At 52.2% G+C, this 17,868-nt stretch carries 17 protein-coding genes and 1 tRNA gene; 5 read left to right on the forward strand and 13 right to left on the reverse strand.

Features of this window, described 5'->3' with window-relative positions; genetic code table 11:
- Nucleotides 1-32 precede the first annotated feature (32 nt).
- Nucleotides 33-2,321 (forward strand): bifunctional diguanylate cyclase/phosphodiesterase, encoded by a 2,289-nt coding sequence (locus CJO09_RS14890; RefSeq protein WP_119443069.1) that lies wholly within the window; start codon nucleotides 33-35, stop codon nucleotides 2,319-2,321.
- 24 nt (nucleotides 2,322-2,345) lie between these two features.
- Nucleotides 2,346-3,212, forward strand: a complete 867-nt coding sequence (locus CJO09_RS14895) for a phosphate/phosphite/phosphonate ABC transporter substrate-binding protein (protein ID WP_119443070.1) — start codon at nucleotides 2,346-2,348, stop codon at nucleotides 3,210-3,212.
- Between the two features lie 41 nt (nucleotides 3,213-3,253).
- Here the strand turns inward: CJO09_RS14895 and CJO09_RS14900 are convergent.
- Nucleotides 3,254-3,330, reverse strand: a tRNA-Pro gene (locus CJO09_RS14900).
- Between the two features lie 204 nt (nucleotides 3,331-3,534).
- Here CJO09_RS14900 and CJO09_RS14905 point away from each other — a divergent pair.
- A complete protein-coding gene (locus tag CJO09_RS14905; RefSeq protein WP_119443071.1) occupies nucleotides 3,535-5,187 on the forward strand; it encodes a hypothetical protein in 1,653 nt (550 codons plus the stop codon).
- A 34-nt stretch (nucleotides 5,188-5,221) separates the two neighbouring features.
- Here the strand turns inward: CJO09_RS14905 and CJO09_RS14910 are convergent, their stop codons facing one another.
- The gene (locus tag CJO09_RS14910; protein ID WP_119443072.1) at nucleotides 5,222-7,018 is read right to left on the reverse strand and encodes an ABCB family ABC transporter ATP-binding protein/permease; all 1,797 of its coding nucleotides are present in this window, start codon (nucleotides 7,016-7,018) and stop codon (nucleotides 5,222-5,224) included.
- Nucleotides 7,019-7,142: 124 nt separating this feature from the next.
- On the opposite strand from CJO09_RS14910, the gene CJO09_RS14915 reads away from it, so the two are divergent.
- Entirely contained in the window at nucleotides 7,143-8,567 is a 1,425-nt protein-coding gene (locus tag CJO09_RS14915; RefSeq protein ID WP_119443073.1) for a sigma factor, read from the forward strand.
- Here CJO09_RS14915 and CJO09_RS14920 read toward each other — a convergent pair.
- The 11 genes from CJO09_RS14920 to CJO09_RS15570 all read right to left on the reverse strand — a co-directional run bounded on the left by CJO09_RS14920 (nucleotide 8,512) and on the right by CJO09_RS15570 (nucleotide 17,061).
- Complete coding sequence (locus CJO09_RS14920) at nucleotides 8,512-9,312, reverse strand: ferritin-like domain-containing protein (RefSeq protein WP_119443074.1); 801 nt, start codon at nucleotides 9,310-9,312, stop codon at nucleotides 8,512-8,514. The genes CJO09_RS14915 and CJO09_RS14920 overlap by 56 nt on opposite strands.
- On the reverse strand, nucleotides 9,312-9,713 hold the full coding sequence (locus tag CJO09_RS14925; protein WP_119443075.1) for a MerR family transcriptional regulator: 402 nt from the start codon (nucleotides 9,711-9,713) through the stop codon (nucleotides 9,312-9,314). Before CJO09_RS14925 ends, CJO09_RS14920 begins: the two co-directional genes overlap by 1 nt.
- A 24-nt stretch (nucleotides 9,714-9,737) precedes the next feature.
- Nucleotides 9,738-10,055, reverse strand: a complete 318-nt coding sequence (locus CJO09_RS14930) for an integration host factor subunit alpha (RefSeq protein WP_114421589.1) — start codon at nucleotides 10,053-10,055, stop codon at nucleotides 9,738-9,740.
- 10 nt (nucleotides 10,056-10,065) lie between these two features.
- Complete coding sequence (pheT, locus tag CJO09_RS14935; RefSeq protein WP_119443076.1) at nucleotides 10,066-12,480, reverse strand: phenylalanine--tRNA ligase subunit beta; 2,415 nt, start codon at nucleotides 12,478-12,480, stop codon at nucleotides 10,066-10,068.
- Between the two features lie 78 nt (nucleotides 12,481-12,558).
- On the reverse strand, nucleotides 12,559-13,581 hold the full coding sequence (gene pheS / locus CJO09_RS14940) for a phenylalanine--tRNA ligase subunit alpha (RefSeq protein ID WP_119443077.1): 1,023 nt from the start codon (nucleotides 13,579-13,581) through the stop codon (nucleotides 12,559-12,561).
- A 75-nt stretch (nucleotides 13,582-13,656) separates the two neighbouring features.
- On the reverse strand, nucleotides 13,657-14,016 hold the full coding sequence (rplT, locus tag CJO09_RS14945; protein ID WP_114421586.1) for a 50S ribosomal protein L20: 360 nt from the start codon (nucleotides 14,014-14,016) through the stop codon (nucleotides 13,657-13,659).
- A 17-nt stretch (nucleotides 14,017-14,033) separates the two neighbouring features.
- Nucleotides 14,034-14,231, reverse strand: a complete 198-nt coding sequence (gene rpmI, locus CJO09_RS14950; protein ID WP_119443091.1) for a 50S ribosomal protein L35 — start codon at nucleotides 14,229-14,231, stop codon at nucleotides 14,034-14,036.
- Between the two features lie 205 nt (nucleotides 14,232-14,436).
- Nucleotides 14,437-15,966 (reverse strand): YifB family Mg chelatase-like AAA ATPase, encoded by a 1,530-nt coding sequence (locus tag CJO09_RS14955; protein ID WP_119443078.1) that lies wholly within the window; start codon nucleotides 15,964-15,966, stop codon nucleotides 14,437-14,439.
- Between the two features lie 88 nt (nucleotides 15,967-16,054).
- Nucleotides 16,055-16,297 (reverse strand): accessory factor UbiK family protein, encoded by a 243-nt coding sequence (locus CJO09_RS14960; RefSeq protein WP_119443079.1) that lies wholly within the window; start codon nucleotides 16,295-16,297, stop codon nucleotides 16,055-16,057.
- Between the two features lie 88 nt (nucleotides 16,298-16,385).
- A complete protein-coding gene (locus tag CJO09_RS14965) occupies nucleotides 16,386-16,793 on the reverse strand; it encodes a hypothetical protein (protein WP_119443080.1) in 408 nt (135 codons plus the stop codon).
- A 58-nt stretch (nucleotides 16,794-16,851) separates the two neighbouring features.
- A complete protein-coding gene (locus CJO09_RS15570; protein WP_147269397.1) occupies nucleotides 16,852-17,061 on the reverse strand; it encodes a hypothetical protein in 210 nt (69 codons plus the stop codon).
- 468 nt (nucleotides 17,062-17,529) lie between these two features.
- On the opposite strand from CJO09_RS15570, the gene CJO09_RS14975 reads away from it, so the two are divergent.
- Complete coding sequence (locus CJO09_RS14975) at nucleotides 17,530-17,868, forward strand: P-II family nitrogen regulator (protein WP_114421580.1); 339 nt, start codon at nucleotides 17,530-17,532, stop codon at nucleotides 17,866-17,868.

Genomic DNA, 17,868 nt, shown 5'->3' on the forward strand with positions numbered 1-17,868 from the left:
CTACGGTCTGCCCATTCCAGAGGTTTCATGCAGTGCGCCCTTCTTTTGCTGTTTCCAATAGCCCGATCCATTGGGTCATTATTATTCTGGGTCTATCGCTTTTGTCGTTTCTCTGGGTTTCACATATTCGCCAATACGAGATCGCCTACAAAGAAGCCCTGGAAACCCGTGCCACTGAACATAAAAACCTGGCCATCATCATTACCGAACACCTTCGACAAATAGGTGATCGCGCTGAGGCTTTGGGGCATTCAGCCCTAGGCGGCCAGTGGCAACCTATCCTGCTTCAACGCAACTTATCGCGCATTCTCGCTCAAGATCCCATCTTCAATCGGCTGACCCTTTATGACGAACAGGGCCATTACTGGTTGAGCAGTCATGAGAAGGACCGTGCACCATTGCCCACAACGTGGATGACACAAGTTGAAAATCAATTGCGCCAGTACGGCGACACCGTTTTCCTGCCGACGCAAACGCAACAGAAACATTCCACCGAGGTATCGGGAACGTCAACACCGCCAAAATGGCAGCTTCCACTTCTGCTACCCATTGTCAGCGGGGACACTCGCACCTTAACCGGTGTTTTATATATAGAAATGGACGTCGGATACCTCACGCGTCTGTATCAGGATATTCATTTGGGCCAAAGCGGCATTATTCAATTACTGGACCGCGACAATGTGGAACGACTCCGCGCCAATCATAGTGGCGTGTTGGCATCAGGACCGGAGTTGAATTCCGAGAGTTATCAAAGCCTGTTGAGCAGCAAACCCGAACTTGGCTGGACGGTGGCCGTTAGCCAGCAATACCGCGATATTCTGGCACCCATCGAGGCGCGTGAGCAACAACAAAAATGGATTTACCTATTACTAACCAGTGTCGTGGTCGGCGTTCTGGCCTGGTTATTGAAGATGATCAGCGAGCAACAAAAAACCATTAGCGCGCTGCACCATGCACAAGACGAGAATCAGGCACTAATTGAACGACTTGAAACCGCACATCGACGCAGCAGCCTCGCAGCGTCGACCGACCACCTGAGTGGCCTTTTCAACCGCCGTCAACTTATGGAGATCGGCACACGCGTCATTACCCAACAGCGTGCCTGTCGAAAATTACTCGCCGTGCTGTTTATTGATCTTGATCGCTTCAAATCAATCAACGACACCTTAGGCCACAAAACAGGCGACCTACTTCTACAGGCGGTAGCCGGACGTATTAAGCGGCTTTTGGAGCCCGGCGATTATGCAGCGAGGTTCGGAGGCGACGAATTCGTGATCTTGCTGGCCGGGGATCGCACCGAGAATACGATTACAAGCTGGGTGCAAACATTGGTTGCGCGCCTTTCCGACACCTATGCACTTGATGGTACGGAGCTCAATACCAGCCCAAGCGTAGGCGTATCAATATGTCCACGCGACGCCCAAAACATCGACGAATTGATACGCAGCGCTGACCACGCCATGTATTCAGCAAAACAATCCGGACGCGGGCAATATCGATTCTACGACCCGTCATTGAATACAAGTAGTCTGGAAGCCTTTCAAATTGAACAGTCACTTATTGAAGGGCTAAAAAAGCACGAGTTTGTATTGCATTACCAGCCCATGATCGACCTGGACACAATGAACATCGTAGGCTATGAAGGGCTCGTTCGATGGCAGCATCCGGACCACGGCATGATCTACCCCGACCGATTCATCACAATCGCCGAACGCAGCGGGCTGATAATCGAAATGGGTGAAGAGGTACTGCGTTTGGCGTGCGAGCAACTGAAAGCCTGGCGGCAAGAGGGTTATGAAAGACACATCAGCATCAATGTCTCGGCATTGCAACTTGCCTCCGACAACTTCAGCAGCATGGTGCTTGATTCATTGAAACATTTCCAAATTCCACCTTCAACAATTGAGCTGGAAATTACGGAAACCGCCATCCTGAACCGTCCTGAAAAGGCGATTCATCACCTTGAGCGCTTGCGCCGTCACGGCATCGGAATCAGTTTGGACGACTTCGGGCACGGCTATGCAGGTTTTGCACATCTGTACAACCTGCCGATCACCAAACTCAAGATTGATCGCAAACTGATTGCGCCACTATCGAACCGCCACGACGACAGCCCCATTGTGTCATCCACGATTGCACTGGCAAAAAAAATGAACCTGCAAGTTGTCGCCGAAGGCGTTGAAACGCTGGAACAGGTTGTGTATCTGAAACTGGCGGGATGCGACCTTGCACAAGGTTATCACTTCAGTCGGCCGCTGGAACCAAACGCCATACTGGCCCTTGAAACCTCGTTCGCCGGGGAACACGCCACGCTGACCTGAAAAACCTTTTCATCCTCTAACTCAATGTTAAAGCAGCTGACCCTATTTGTTTTATTGTTCTTTTATCTTGGCATCGTGCCTGCCGCCGGAGCTACGCCCCCCTATTGTTCACAAGAGCATATTCGCATTGGCGTTATTCCAAAGAAACCCATGGAAACGCTCACTCGAGAATATCAACCCCTTATTCAGTATTTAAGCGAACATCTGAATCTTCCCGTTGAAATGGTCCATGCAGAATCGTACGAAAGTGTGATTCAAGCGTTGATTTCAGGCGGTATCGATATTGCCTGGCTGGGACCGGCAGGCTATTTGATGGCGTATGCTCAACAACCCGGCATTGAAGCCTTTGCCAGCCTGACCATTGAAAAAGGGCGCTTTACGCCTGCGGGAAACTATTATTACTCGATACTATTGGTTCGCAGCGACAGCAACATTGAAACGGTAAGCCAACTGCGAGGGAAAGACGTTGCCTTTAGCGAACCGTCCAGCACTTCCGGCGCAATCCTGCCGCGGCGTGTCTTCTCGAGCCTCGGCAATGGCAACCTGGAGCGTTTCTTTGGGTCTCTTATTTACACAGGTTCACATGACCGTTCAATCGACGCCCTGCTGGATAAACGCGTCGATGCTGCATTTGTTGCAAGCGTACGCGCCGACGACTATGTCAAGAAAGGAAAAATACTTGAAGAACAACTAACCGTTTTGTGGAAATCGGCCCCGCTGCACTACGACCCCTATGTTTTTAGTGCGTCGATATGTGACAGCCTGAAAACGCAAATAAAGCATCTATTGCTTAACAGCGGGCAAAAACTGAGCCGCTTTCTTGAGTCTCAGCAAGCTCTTGGCTTTGCGCCGGTGAGCCACTCAAACTACGAACACATGCTTAAAAAGTAAAAAAAGGGTTACAGCATAAAGCTGTAACCCTTTTTCATATTTGGTCGGGACGGAGTGATTCGAACACTCGACCCCTTGCACCCCATGCAAGTGCGCTACCAGGCTGCGCTACGCCCCGAAAGAACGTGATTTTAGCATAGATTTTCCCTCACTTTTCGAGCCGGCCGGCTCAGCCTCCGCCAAACAAATTAACCATTTTATATCAAGCATTACCGCGCAATGGTGTACGTCATCTTGCGCATTTCACCATGCTCTTTTGATACCTATAGTTTGCCTCATACAAGCTGTATCAAGTTGTCATAAAAAACAAGGAAAAATGAGCATGCTCCGCCCCTTACTATGGTTTGTTCTTGGCGCACTGATGACGCAATCCGTCGGCGCTCAAAGCATCGGAGGTTCCATTGCTGACCAGCAAGAGAACCCCGTTCAGTCAGACATACCCGCATTATTGCGCGCTCAAAACGATTATGAACAAAAGCCCGCTGACAACAACGCACTTCTAACCTACATTGCAACGTTGCGCGCAGCACGCCTTTCAAGCGTTGCTTATGCGCTGGCGCAACAACGTCGCGATTCGATTTCCGCCGACCTGCTGCGCGAGCTCACCGTTGATTACGCCGCGGAACTGACACGACTCTCTTTGGCTCCCGCACGGAGTGAAGAAGAGCGATATCGGCTTGCCGATCGCGCTTTGGAAATATACGACGCGCTACTTGAAGCCGACAATGAAATATCCGTTACGGAAACAACAAATCACAGGATCCATTTTGACCGTATCCAGGCCCTGCACGCCAGAAAACGTATGGGCGAAGTGGTTCAATCTTATGAACAACTACGCGCACAGAATATCGTTATACCGGCCTACCTACTCAATGAAATTGGTGATGCCTATCTTTACCTTGAACAACCTGAAAAAGCCGCCACACTTTACCAAACCAGCCTGATAACCAATGCGGCTGCTCCTCGTGACCGTTCTGATGTCATCAAAGAAAAAATCGGGCGCTATTACGCGCTGCAGGAACAAGGTCGCTGGACGGAAGCCTATGCGTTACTTGAAACCACCTACGCAGAAGAACCCCCATGGCGCCGCCTGCCTGGGGTAAGCCAACCCCTGCCCAACGATACATACTTTGAAGTTGCCCGCACGTGGGCAGTTGCCCCTTTATTTCATAACGACCCAGGCCTGGCCCTTGAGCGCCTGGAGACTTTAACTGAAAGCGCCCCTCGCGATGCCGGCCTGAAAATAGAGTTGGCTAACACGCAGCGTGCATACGGGCTCCCTCGAGCCGCTCAGATTACGTTAAAGCAGGCCGAAGCCCTTGCCCCACTGAACCCAGATTTACTCACCGCCCAGGCACAAACCGCCCTTTCCCTTCAAGAATGGGAGCAGGCGCAAGAGCTGGCTGCATTCACCCAAAAGCATTACCCCGAACTCAAAACCACCCAACATCTACAAGAAGACTGGGCGACGCATGAGAAGTGGGAATTGCTTATTGGCGCGCAGAAGACTTTCAGCTCAGACAGCCCCGTGTCAGGCAGCGGTGAGCACGCGTTGGAAACCACCCTTTACAGCCCTCCAATCGCATCGAATTGGCGCGCATTGGTTGGCGCGGGACAGTCCAACGCAACGTTCAACGACGAGCCATTACGCAACCGATGGGTCAAAGGCGGTCTGCAATGGCGCGCCGGCAACACAACGATTGAAGCCAATTTGATCAGCCAACGTTACGGTTATGGACAGAAAACGGGTGCATACGGCAGTTTCGAACAAAAACTCAGCGATGCCTGGACAGTGGGCGGCGCCCTTGAGTGGCGCACCCCGGCAACACCGCTGCGCGCCCTTGCCGACAACATCAGCACCAACTCGGCACAAGCCTGGATACGCTGGACCCCCAATACCTACCGGGAATGGGCGAGCCTTGCCGGCAACTCCTTCGACACTGACATGAAAACCAAAGAAGCACAGCGGGCATGAATTGCGTCCTTCGGGACGCAATTTCCTACCTTCCTTAGCTGAACGGCCCCCCGGTTTCTTCAGCCACCTGCTGCATTTGCCACATTTGCGCGTAGCGCCCGTTAAGCAACAACAATTCGCGATGCGTCCCCTGTTCAACCACCTTTCCATGATCCATGACAGCAATAATATCGGCGTCGGCAATCGTCGAGAGGCGATGCGCAATAATCAAAGTAGTGCGATTACGGGCAATTAAATTCAACTCTTCCTGAATCTGCCGTTCCGTGCGCGTGTCCAATGCGCTGGTTGCTTCGTCCAGAATGAGAATAGGCGGATTCTTCAACAAGGTTCGCGCAATTGCCACACGTTGTTTCTCGCCACCCGACAGCTTCAAACCACGCTCGCCCACCTGGGTGTCGTAACCATCAGGCAATCGCGAGACGAAATCATGAATGCGAGCTGCCTTGGCCGCTTGCACAATATCGTCGAAAGACGCGTTGGGATCTCCATACGCAATATTGTGCAAAATGGAATCGTTAAACAAAACGGTATCCTGAGGCACAATGCCAATATGGTGGCGCAAACTGTCTTGCGTTAAATCACGGATATCCGTGCCGTTAATTCGAATTGCGCCTTGCGTTACGTCGTAAAAACGAAATAGCAAACGAGAAAGCGTACTTTTTCCCGCCCCCGATGCGCCCACCACCGCCAGCGTTTTGCCTGCGGGAATAGCCAAATCCACGTTAAACAAGATCTGCCGGTTTGGCTCGTAAGAAAAGCTAACCGACTCAAACCGAACGTCGGCGGCACGCGTATCCAAAACCTTGGCATCCGGCCGGTCCTGAACTTCGCGATTTTCGGAAATCAAGCCGAACATGCGCTCCATGTCGGCCAAAGCATGCTTTATTTCGCGATAAACAAACCCAAGAAAATTCAACGGCGCATAGAGCTGCGTTAAATAAGCCGATACCAACACAACGTCGCCCACCGTCATGGTTTGATTCACAACTCCCTGGGCCGATAACCACAAAAGCAGGGTAATACCCACCGTGATAATGACCCCCTGGCCCATATTCAGGAAATTCAACGAAACCTGGTTCTTGACCGCTGAATCAACCCACTTACCCAGATTGGTGTCATAACGGTCGATTTCATACTTTTCATTGCCAAAGTACTTTACTGTTTCGTAGTTGATGAGCGCATCGATTGCCTTGCTATTGGCCTTGCTATCGAGATCATTCATGCTGCGCCGATACACCATGCGCTTTTCCGTCACTATCAGCGTAAAAGCAATGTACGTTGCAATAGTTGAAAGCGTCACCACAGCAAACAAGAAGTCATAACGCCAAAACAGAATGGCTGCAACCATCGTTATTTCAAGCAAGGTGGGCAAAATGTTGAACACGGTAAAGTTCAGCAAAAAGCCGATTCCTTTGGTGCCCCGTTCAATGTCACGGCTCAGCCCGCCCGTCTGGCGATGCAAATGGAAACGAAGCGACAAGGCAAACAAATGCCGGAAAACGCGTGTGGCAATGGTGCGCACCGAACCTTGCGTTACCCGGGCAAACAACGCATCGCGCAACTCGCCGAATATGCTCGTGCTCAATCGAGCCAGGCCGTACCCCAGCAACGCCCCAATGGGCACCACCAATGCCGTGGGCGGCATGTCGAGTTGATCGACAATATCTTTCAAGTACAGCGGTGCAATAACACTGGCAACTTTCGCTCCCACCAAACAGGCCATGGCCAACATGACACGCCATTTGAATTGCCACACATAAGGCAACAAGGAACGAATGGTTTGAAGATCGTTACGGTTGGTGGGCGCCGGGCCCCGATGAGAGAATTTCATGGACATCTTCTGTTATGAGCAATCAGGAACCAGTCCATGACGCATCGGTCATTTTACTGTGAGAAAATAAACCCGCTAAACCTAACGACAACAGACAATCTTTTTCTGCACTCCCGGAGCTTGCATGCCTGCCACTCTTCCCTCCCTTGACCCCGCCCTGCAACGTTGTGCGAAAAAAGAAACCAGTGGTCTGGAACAAATCTACCGGCAAATTGCCCCGCCGATAAAGGCTTTGGCACAACACGTCTTGAATGACGAAGCGCTGGCTCAACAAGCATTGCACGACAGTATGGTAATGGTCTGGCAACACGCAAACCATTTCAACCCTGTTCATGGCTCGGGTTACGCCTGGATCTTCAGCATTTTTCGCTATCGCCTGCAGGCCTTGCAGCGGCAACCCAATGTAAACCAGCCTGATCGAATTATTGCAGTCAAAAGCTGGTTGAACGACATAGGCCCTTGCCTCGCTTACTTTGAACCACCGCTAAGGGAACACATAACCGAAGAAAGTGCTCAATTCATTGCTCTGGCCTATTGCAAAGGGTTAAACAGCTTCACCATTGAATCGGTCTTGAATATTGACGCTAATATAGTACTGACAAACCTAACCGCTGCGTTCAACCAAACCCCGGGCGCTCCCCTACCAAGCAGCCAGGTCGACAATGCCACGATTGCCTTTTATGTGCTTGGCCTGCTGAACGGCAACCAAGCGAACACAGCTCAAGCGGCGATTGCCGAAGACGACAACGCCTTGAAGCAAGCGCTTTATTGGGAGGGGCTATTTTTTCAGTTAACGCAGCTCCTGGCCACAAACGCGCCCGACGAACAAGCATGGGAAAAAATTCAGAAAACACTGAAGCTTACGATTATTCCGCAACCGTTAAAAACACCTGAAAAAAGTGCTCGGCCGGAGCCTCCTGCAACCGGAGGCGATGCCAAAGCGGCAACGACTCAAGCCACAACCAACGCAGCGCCCTCGCCTAACAGAAAACGTTCCGAATCAACACCGGCACGGCCACGAAAAAGCGGCAAATTACGCCTATTGGTAACCGCCATACTTTTACTGATATTGGCAGCCGGTCTTTATGTGTGGCTGGTACCTATTCAGCCTGAACTGGCCGCCCACAATACAGCTAACAATGCTGAAAACACACCACCAGAGCCATTGTCTTTACACACCGTTGTTATGCAACCACCCGGCAGTACTTCCACGCCCGGCTGGTTAATTGTCTCGCGTGATCCAGGCGTCTTGCATCTTGAGCCCCTGTTGAAAAGCCAGTTGGCAAACGACGAAGTGCTGGTTCTATGGCGGCGAAAACCCAATTCGCCTACCACTCAGAAACTTGGCGTCATCGACGACTCCGCACCCAGCCAAATTCGCCTGACAAGCGGTTTCTCAGTCGTAGAGCCAATGCTGTATGAGATCACGATTGAACAAAACCCCGCCGAATTGGTTGAGCCACAAGGCGATATTGCCTTTATTGGACAAAGTTTCAGGTTGGAAGTACCTGATCCTGAGCCTGAAGCACCTCCAGTTCCTGCTCAGTAAATCCGGCGGCCAACCGGGCCTCGATGTTGAAAGGCCCCTTCAAACGCGGCGCCCGATAAATACGCGCCATGTCAGCGTAATGTGCTACAGGGTCAAGGTTCTCTTTCTGGCACAGGTAGCGATACCACTTATTGCCGATCGCCACATGGCCTATTTCATCACGCAGGATAATATCAATAATTTGCGCTGCCTCGGCGTCGTTGGCCTTTGCCAATTTTGTGCGAACAACCGGTGAGGCATCCAGGCCTCGGGCCTCGAGTGTTCGAGGAACCAGGGCCAGTCGGGCAAGCAAATTATCGGTGGTGCGTTGCGCCATTTCCCACAGTCCATCATGTGCGGGAAAATCGCCATAGGCATAGCCCATTCCAAGCAAATGCTTGCTTAACAAAGAAAAATGATAGGCCTCTTCTTTCGCGACAATTAGCCAGTCTTCATAAAATTCAGACGGCATTCCTGGAAAGCGGCAAATCATATCCAGCGCCAGATTAATGGCGTTAAATTCAATATGTGCCAAAGAGTGAATGAGGGCCGCCCGCCCCTGTTCCGTATGAACCGACCGCTGCTTGACCTTAAAGGGGCCGACCAGCTCGGGCCGATCGGGGCGTCCGGGAATGGACGCACCTTCCGGCATAGACAAGTTCTGGTTGGGATCAACCTGATCAAGCTGCTTGTCTATTGCCTGTACTGCCCAAACTTTTTGGTCGGGGTTGGGCAAACACAAAGCATGTAAAGCCGCAGCACGCATTAAACGGCCGTTTCAGACTGCGTCCCAAGCGCCTGATCGAGGCGATCGCGAATATTGATGAGTTCTTTTCGCATTGATTGAAACTCCGGGCCGGTAAGACGCACCGCTGCATCGGCATCGTGGGGAACGTCACGTGCATCGCCCAGACGATTCCGCGCACCACTAATCGTAAAACCCTGCTCATACAATAAATCGCGGATTCGGCGAATAAGCAAAACTTCATGATGCTGATAATAACGGCGGTTCCCACGTCGTTTAACAGGCTTGAGCTGCGTGAACTCTTGTTCCCAATAACGCAGAACATGTGGCTTGACCGCGCAAAGCTCGCTGACCTCACCAATTGTGAAGTAACGCTTGGCGGGGATAGGAGGCAGATTAACCGTCGTTTGGCTTGAACTCATGGCGTTGTTCTGGCAAAGAAAACATTAAAGTACAGGTTCATCAGGTGCTTGCTCAACCGCGCTTTTCAGTTTCTGGCTGGCATGAAACGTAACGACTCGGCGCGCCTCAATGGGAATAACTTCACCCGTTTTGGGATTCCGACCCGGGCGTGGCGGTTTATCGCGAACCTGGAAATTACCAAAACCCGACAGCTTGACTTCAATACCATTGGCCAACGACTCACGAATTTCTTCGAAAAAAGTGTCGACCAGATCTTTGGCTTCCCGCTTATTCAAGCCCACCCGATCGAACAATAACTCGGCCAATTCGGCTTTAGTCAGTGTGCGTGCTTCCTGATTCATCATGTCTCTCTTATGCTCGTTGCCGAACGCCATGCTGATCGACCAGCGCCGCCAGCAACACCTTCATGCAATCTTCAACCTGCTGATCATCCAGGGTAACCACCGGATCCTGCAACCAAAAACGCAAGGCCAGGCTGGTTTGCGCCGAAGCGCCGTCAGCATTTTTATCACGCCATACATCAAACAAGCGAATATCCTTAACAATCTTTAGCTTAGCATCAGAAACAATACTTTGCTTTAAGGTATCGAGTAAACCCTGATACGACACACCTTGATCCACCCAAATAGCCAAATCACGTATGACGACCGGTTGCCGGGAAATTTCAGTTGGAGCGGGCAGATTAACATAAGAGATTGCCTCAACGTCCACTTCAAAAACCACCGGTGCACGCGCCAACTCCAATTGTTGCACCCACTGTGGGTGTACCTCTCCAAGCCAGCCGATCGGCGTACCGCCGAGCAGCAGGCGGGCGCTGCGCCCGGGGTGCAAGGCCGGATGAATGGCGGCTTCGCAAACCAGCTCATTTGCCCTGCTACCCAGTAAAGCTTCAAGATCGTTTTTTACATCGTAAAAGTCGACTGGTTTATCGGGTGCGCCCCATTGTTCAGGCACGGCAGGCCCCCAGGCTGCTGCCGCCAACCGCTGTGGCTGCCGTACACCTTGCACGACCAAATCACCTTCCTCAGCGGAGGAGTCGCGTTCAAATACGCGACCCAGCTCGAAAACCCGCACACGCGACTGTTTGCGGTTGGCATTGTGCACTATGTTGGCCAATAAGCCGCCGATCAAACTGGAACGCATGACCGCCAGTTGACTTGCAATGGGGTTCAACAAGCGAATCGGATTGCGATTCGCACAATAATTCGTTTCCCAATCTTCTTCAACGAATGAAAAATTGATCACTTCCTGATAATCACGCGAGGCCATTACCGCACGAAGGGCATGTGGGCCTTTCAGGGTTTCCGCCGGCATTGTCATCATCGCGGGCGCCACCGGCGCCACATCGGGAATGCGTTCGAACCCATAAATACGGGCGACTTCCTCGATCAGATCTTCTTCAATGACCAAATCGAATCGATAGCTGGGTGGGCTGACCTTGAAAACACCGTTTTCCAGTTGATAGGGCAAATTCAACCGAGTGAAAATTTCGCCAATCTCCTGTTCGGAAACATCAATACCCAACACACGCCGACAACGATCGACGCGTAAAGCAACAACAGGTCGTTCAGGTAAATTAATAATCTGATCATCGAGCGGGCCGGCCTGCCCACCACAAATTTCCAGTATGAGTTGCGTCATACGTTCGAGATCTTGCGGGATATTGGCAAAATCAACGCCGCGCTCAAAGCGATGGCTGGCTTCGGAACTGAACTTGAAACGCCGGGCCCGGCCCATAATGGCCTCGGGCCACCAAAACGCCCCTTCAAGATAGATATCGGTGGTATCGAGGGTTACCGCACTGGCCTCGCCCCCCATAATCCCCGCCAGGCTCTCCAATTCGTTCCCCGATGCGATGACCCCTACATCGGATTGCAAGGTAACGGTTTGGCCGTTCAACAATTCAAGCTGCTCGCCCTCTTGGGCCCAGCGCACCGTTAAACCCTCGTTAACTTTGGCCAGATCAAACACATGAGTCGGACGCCCCAGCTCAAGCATCACGTAGTTGGAAATATCGACCAAGGCCGAGATGGAACGTTGCCCACAACGCTCCAAACGTGCACGCATCCAATCGGGAGTCTTGGCTTTGGCATTCACCCCCCGAATGACACGACCGGCAAAACGACCGCAAAGGTCTGGCGCTTTGACTTCAACAGACAAGCGATCATTAATGCTCACAGCCACTGGTTCTGCTTGTGGTGGCGACATAACAGCGCCATTCAAGGCTGCCACCTCACGTGCAACACCCAAAATCGACAGGCAATCGGCCCTGTTTGGGGTCAATTTCAATGTGAAAACCGTATCATCAAGACTGAGTGCTTCGCGGACCGACTGCCCTGCCGACAAGCCGGAATCGAGCTCCAGCAAACCAGAATGATCTTCCGATAAACCCAACTCGCGTGCCGAACACAACATACCGAACGACTCAACACCACGCATCTTTGCTTTGCCAATTTTCATGCCGTCAGGCAACTTGGCACCGATACGCGCAAACGGCACGGTTAAACCTGCGGCCGCATTCGGCGCACCACATACGACCTGAAGCAAATCGCCCGAACCGTCATCCACTTGGCACACGCGCAATTTGTCGGCATCGGGATGCGCGGAGATTTCCTTAATATGGGCAACGACGATCTGCTCGAACGGCGGCGCAACCGGACCCACCTCCTCAACCTCAAGGCCCGCCATGGTGAGTTGATGAGATAACGCATCGGAATCAATATCCGGATTCACAAAGCTGCGCAACCACGATTCTGGGAATTGCATAATGGTGTCTGAATTCGATTAAAGTGTCTGGAAAACCGGATTCGGGTGCGCACTGCAGCCCCCCGAATCACAGCGATTTCAACGATTGAACTGACGCAGGAAACGCAGATCGCCTTCAAAAAACTGGCGCAAATCATTCACGCCGTACCGAAGCATGGTTAAGCGTTCTAGACCGGAGCCGAACGCAAAACCAATATAACGTTCTGGGTCGAGGCCAAAGTTCCGAATAACCTGAGGATGAACCTGCCCGGAACCGGATATTTCCAGCCACCGCCCTTGGTTGGGGCCCGATGTAAACATCATGTCGATTTCAGCGGACGGCTCGGTAAAGGGAAAAAACGACGGGCGAAAACGAACGACAAGATCGTCGGTTTCGAAAAAAGCCCGCAAGAAATTCGTATAAACCCCTTTCAAGTCGGCAAACGAAATATTCTCAGCCACCCATAAACCTTCCACCTGATGAAACATAGGGGAATGGGTTGCATCGCTGTCGACACGATAGGTACGGCCCGGCGCAATAACCTTGATAGGCGGTTTGTGCATGCGCGCATACCTGACTTGCATAGGGCTGGTGTGCGTGCGCAACAACATGGGCAGACCTTTGCTGTCGTTCATATCGACATAGAAAGTATCCTGCATGGACCGAGCCGGATGATTTTCCGGATTATTCAGCGCCGTAAAGTTTGTCCAATCGTCTTCAATTTCAGGCCCATCGGCGACATCGAACCCAATGGAACGAAAAATTGCCTCGACACGTTGCCACGATTGAATCACGGGATGAATCCCGCCCGTTGCGTAGCCCCGGCCCGGCAAAGTGACGTCGATCGTTTCCGATGCCAGCCGACGTTGCAGCTCCGCCTGCGCCAATTGTTGTCGGCGCTCGGTAAGCAACGCTTCAATTTGCTGCTTAAGCTGGTTAATACGTGCGCCTTCGGTTTTCTTTTCGGCCGGCTCGAGCTTGGCCAGCCCTTTCAACATAGAAGTGAGCAAGCCTTGTTTGCCAATAAAACGGGCTTTTGCGTTCTCCAGCGCATTGGCATCTGTTGCCTGCTGAAACGCCTCGGTTGCCTGAGCAATCAGGTCTTCATCGGACGAAGTCATGGGTTAACCGTTTTTCCAAATGCAAACGGAGCCCAACCGAGCCCCGTTTTAGTGCAATACCGTTGACGTAAAAGCTTACGAAGCCAAGGCAGCTTTTGCCTGTTGAACCACTGCGGCAAAACCAGCCTTGTCGTTCACGGCCATATCGGCCAGAACCTTGCGGTCGAGATCGATGGATGCTTTTTTGGTACCGGCAATAAACACACTGTAGGATACGCCCAACTCACGGCAAGCCGCATTGATACGTGTAATCCAGAGTGCGCGGAATGTACGTTTTTTGTTGCGACGGTCGCGATAGGCATATTGCCCTGCACGCATGACCGCTTGCTTGGCAACCCGGAACACATTACCGCGGCGACCGCGATAACCTTTGGCTGCTTTAAGAACTTTTTTGTGACGGGCGCGGGCGGTAACGCCGCGTTTTACGCGTGGCATAGTTAATCTCCGTTAATTCAAGCGTAGGGCATCATGCTGCGAACAGACGCAACATCAGACTTGTGAACCGCTGCAGAACCGCGCAACTGGCGCTTGTTCTTGGTGGTTTTCTTGGTAAGGATGTGGCGCTTGAAGGCCTGACCGCGCTTAATAGAACCGCTACCGCGAACCTGGAAACGCTTGGCTGCGCCCCGTTTGGTTTTCATTTTTGGCATGTTTAAACCCTGTGATTTATGACTGCAGGTGCCCAAATTTACTGGAACTTCTTTGCCGCTGCCTTGCCTCTGCCAAAAAGCCCGGAACAAGTAGCGCCGCAAACCCACGGGTCATTTATTAATAAAATACTTTAATAAATGCTTGGAAAATGCTTTTGCAATAATTTGCAAAGCCCTTGATTATAGAATGTTTTCTTACCCGCGTCTACCACGCTTGGCGAAACTGCACAGCCTCAGCGACATGCGCCCCGTCAACCTGCTCACATCCCGCCAGATCGGCTACGGTTCGGGCAACGCGCATAAGCCGATGCATGACCCGCGCCGACCAACCCCATTGCTGAGCTCCCTGCAGCAACAGGCTACGTGCCCCGTCGTTAAGGCCAACATATTTTTGCAAATCATGAGCTTGCAGTTTGGCATTCACCATACCCTGACGCTGTATCTGAGTGGAGCGAGCCCGAACCACTCGCGCTTTAACTTGCGCCGACTTTTCCCCTTCAGGAAGCTCGAGCCAGCCTTCGGGCACCGGTGCAACACCGATTTGCAAATCAAGCCTGTCCAGGAACGGACCTGACAAACGCGCCCGATATTGCTCTACCCGCTCAGGCGTGCAACGACAAATGTGTCGGGGATGCCCCGCCCAACCGCACGGACAAGGGTTCATAGCCGCCACAAGTTGAAAATCGGCCGGAAAACGAACGGCATGCCGAGCTCGGGCTATGGTGATATGAGCTGTTTCCAAGGGCTCACGAAGCGACTCGATAACGCGTCGCTCAAATTCCGGCAACTCATCAAGGAACAACACACCATGATGCGCACGCGTTATTTCACCGTGTCGTGGCACCGCCCCACCACCAATCAACGCGGGAGACGAGGCACTATGATGCGGAGCCCGAAAGGGCGCAACAGAACTTAAATAAAGCCCCGCTTTATCGCGCGCGCGCAACGCAGCCACCTCAAGTGCCTGCGAATGGGATAACGCCGGCAACAAACCCGGGAGACGACCGGCCAGCATACTTTTCCCCGTTCCAGGAGAGCCGACCATGAGCAAACTATGCCCGCCCGCAGCCGCCACCTCCAACGCCCTTTTGGGAAAAGTCTGGCCCCTTACGTCGCTCAGGCACCCGACATCTTCAGAATCGGCGACATCGACGAAGCTCGATACAGAATCAACCGGCCGCCAAGTCACGTCGCCCAACAAACCCGCCACGACTTGACTCAAAGAATGGGCCTCGTAGACCTGAACACCGGGAACCGCCGCGGCAAGCCTGGCACTTTCGCATCCCATGACCAACCGTGCGGCCGGATAATGACGCGCGATGGACAACGCGACGGAAAGGGGGTCATTGGTCGGCGGGATTGCGCCGGTTAACGAAAGATTACCGACAAATATCCAACCCTGAATATCGACTGGTTTGGTGGGGTGCCCCTGCGCACTGGCAGTTGCCACCTGCCCCGATGCCATGAGGATGCCCAATGCAATGGGCAAATCGAACCCACAAGAAGCCTTGGGGAAGTCAGCCGGCGCCAAATTGACCGTGATACGACCAGCAGGAAAATCGAGCCCACTACTTACAATGGCAGCACGAACACGTTCGCGACTTTCCCGTACGCCCGCATCGGGCAGGCCCACAATTGAGAAAGTGGGTAGCCCGCTACCTACATGGACTTCAACCCGCACTGCCACCGACTCAAAGCCTAACGTGACCCGGCTCTCAACCACCGCCAGTGACATACCCTTTCCCCTGTTAAGATCATGCGCCAGTATGGCCGCACGACCTCAAACAAGGCCGCTTAAGTGGATAAACCCACCAGCCGTAGAACTACAAGTCTTGCTTTTGCTGCAGTTCGCGCACACGCGCCTCCAACTCCCCCAAACGAACCAAAGCACGTTCAAGAACCGCCGCCTGCGTGTCAAACTCTTCCCGAGTAACCAAATCGAGCCGCGAGAACGTTTGCGTCATCATGGCGCGGACATTGCGCTCGATATCGGCCGCAGGGCTGTTTTTGATTAAATCAGACATGTTCTTCTGGAGATCTTCCATCCAGTCGCTACGATTCGCCATTATTTTCTCCTGACAATGATTTACCGTCAGTGTAAAGAAAAAGAGCGCCGATTGGCGCCCTTATAAGATAGTTGCAACCAGAACCCGATTACTGTCCGGCTTGCTGTTCGGCTTCAGGAGAGTTTTCAGGTGGTGTGCCTTTGGACAACGTATCCTGAATCGCCTCATTTGCCTCGCGGGCACCTTCTTTAATTGCTTCGCCGGCACGATTAGCCGCTTCAACCGCATCATCACGAATCTCAGCAGCTTTTTCCGCTACGACATCCTGTGTGGATTTTTCATCAGTATCAGCCGTAACAGATCCCGTTTGAGCAGGCGGTGCCGATTCGGCGGGCGGCTGAGTCGGCGTAGGCGGCGTCGTCATGGGTGAAGACTCCATTGTGCTGCTGGAATCCGATACCGTCGGAGCAGTATCGTCTTCATTCGAACACGCAGCCAGAACAGACATTGAAGCCACTAACGCTAATGCAGCATATCGGGTTTTATAAATTTTCATAAGAACTCCTTATTGTTATCAACGGGTATAACGCCGCCAAAAATGGGAAACACAGATACTAATAACTACCGCTACCCGATGAGGGTTGGCTTCCCTGAGGAGCCGGGGCAGGTGAAGGAGCCGGTGTTGCAGCCCCCCCTGGTTGGCTCATGGCTCCACCACCGCCCGGAGGTGGGCCGGCCATATCCTCTTCATTGGAACAAGCGCCCAAAGCGGTTGCAGAAACCAACAAGAATGCTGCAGCAAATGATTTATATTGCGACTTCATTTTGACCTCCCTACTTGCGTTTAAGTCGCTCATCCAGAAGATTGCTAAAGATAAGCTCGGCTGGTGAGTTCGCAGTTACAATTCTATCGAGTCAAAATCAAAACAGTCTCAATTAGTGTAAACCCTGATTACATATCCAACACACCGTGAGTGACGCCTAACCGTCCAAGAGCCGCATAAAACGGCCCCGCCAACAGTCTATTGCATAGATTCTCACGCAATAAATCGACACAATTCATGCCGAACATTCATTTTTGGTTACTTGTTTAGTGCCCATATGCACATCAATAGCGCCGGCCGCACCAAAAGCACCCTGCACGACCCAAGTCGGTGCAATTTTTGAGCACCGTCAATATCATCATGGTGCATTACCCATCATGGTTCCAAATACGGCGACTTCCAGAAACAAAAAAATTGGCATGGATCTTGCTTTAAGAGAAGTGATTGTCCTCTTAAAGGAAACACACCATGAAGCTAGTTACTGCAATCATCAAACCGTTCAAGCTGGACGAAGTGCGTGAAGCACTTGCCGCCGTCGGTATCCAAGGAATGACCGTCAGTGAGGTAAAGGGTTTTGGCCGGCAAAAAGGCCATACCGAACTCTATCGCGGGGCGGAATACACAGTCGATTTTCTGCCAAAACTCAGAATCGAACTGGCCGTGACCGACGCATTGGTCGAACAAGCCATTGAAGCACTTTGCCAGGCTGCGCATACAGGGAAAATCGGCGACGGGAAGATTTTTGTCACGCCGATCGAACAAGTCATTCGTATCCGTACCAGCGAAACCGGCGATGCCGCTATCTAG

Source organism: Neopusillimonas maritima (assembly GCF_003576595.1).
GTDB classification, from domain to species: domain Bacteria; phylum Pseudomonadota; class Gammaproteobacteria; order Burkholderiales; family Burkholderiaceae_B; genus Neopusillimonas; species Neopusillimonas maritima.

Coding starts and splice junctions, on each gene's coding strand:
- CJO09_RS14895 (WP_119443070.1), top strand. CDS start 2,346: ATGTTAAAGCAGCTGACCCTATTTGTTTTATTGTTCTTTTATCTTGGC.
- CJO09_RS14905 (WP_119443071.1), top strand. CDS start 3,535: ATGCTCCGCCCCTTACTATGGTTTGTTCTTGGCGCACTGATGACGCAA.
- CJO09_RS14910 (WP_119443072.1), bottom strand. CDS start 7,018: ATGAAATTCTCTCATCGGGGCCCGGCGCCCACCAACCGTAACGATCTT.
- CJO09_RS14915 (WP_119443073.1), top strand. CDS start 7,143: ATGCCTGCCACTCTTCCCTCCCTTGACCCCGCCCTGCAACGTTGTGCG.
- CJO09_RS14920 (WP_119443074.1), bottom strand. CDS start 9,312: ATGCGTGCTGCGGCTTTACATGCTTTGTGTTTGCCCAACCCCGACCAA.
- CJO09_RS14925 (WP_119443075.1), bottom strand. CDS start 9,713: ATGAGTTCAAGCCAAACGACGGTTAATCTGCCTCCTATCCCCGCCAAG.
- CJO09_RS14930 (WP_114421589.1), bottom strand. CDS start 10,055: ATGAATCAGGAAGCACGCACACTGACTAAAGCCGAATTGGCCGAGTTA.
- pheT (WP_119443076.1), bottom strand. CDS start 12,480: ATGCAATTCCCAGAATCGTGGTTGCGCAGCTTTGTGAATCCGGATATT.
- pheS (WP_119443077.1), bottom strand. CDS start 13,581: ATGACTTCGTCCGATGAAGACCTGATTGCTCAGGCAACCGAGGCGTTT.
- rplT (WP_114421586.1), bottom strand. CDS start 14,016: ATGCCACGCGTAAAACGCGGCGTTACCGCCCGCGCCCGTCACAAAAAA.
- rpmI (WP_119443091.1), bottom strand. CDS start 14,231: ATGCCAAAAATGAAAACCAAACGGGGCGCAGCCAAGCGTTTCCAGGTT.
- CJO09_RS14955 (WP_119443078.1), bottom strand. CDS start 15,966: ATGTCACTGGCGGTGGTTGAGAGCCGGGTCACGTTAGGCTTTGAGTCG.
- CJO09_RS14960 (WP_119443079.1), bottom strand. CDS start 16,297: ATGGCGAATCGTAGCGACTGGATGGAAGATCTCCAGAAGAACATGTCT.
- CJO09_RS14965 (WP_119443080.1), bottom strand. CDS start 16,793: ATGAAAATTTATAAAACCCGATATGCTGCATTAGCGTTAGTGGCTTCA.
- CJO09_RS15570 (WP_147269397.1), bottom strand. CDS start 17,061: ATGAAGTCGCAATATAAATCATTTGCTGCAGCATTCTTGTTGGTTTCT.
- CJO09_RS14975 (WP_114421580.1), top strand. CDS start 17,530: ATGAAGCTAGTTACTGCAATCATCAAACCGTTCAAGCTGGACGAAGTG.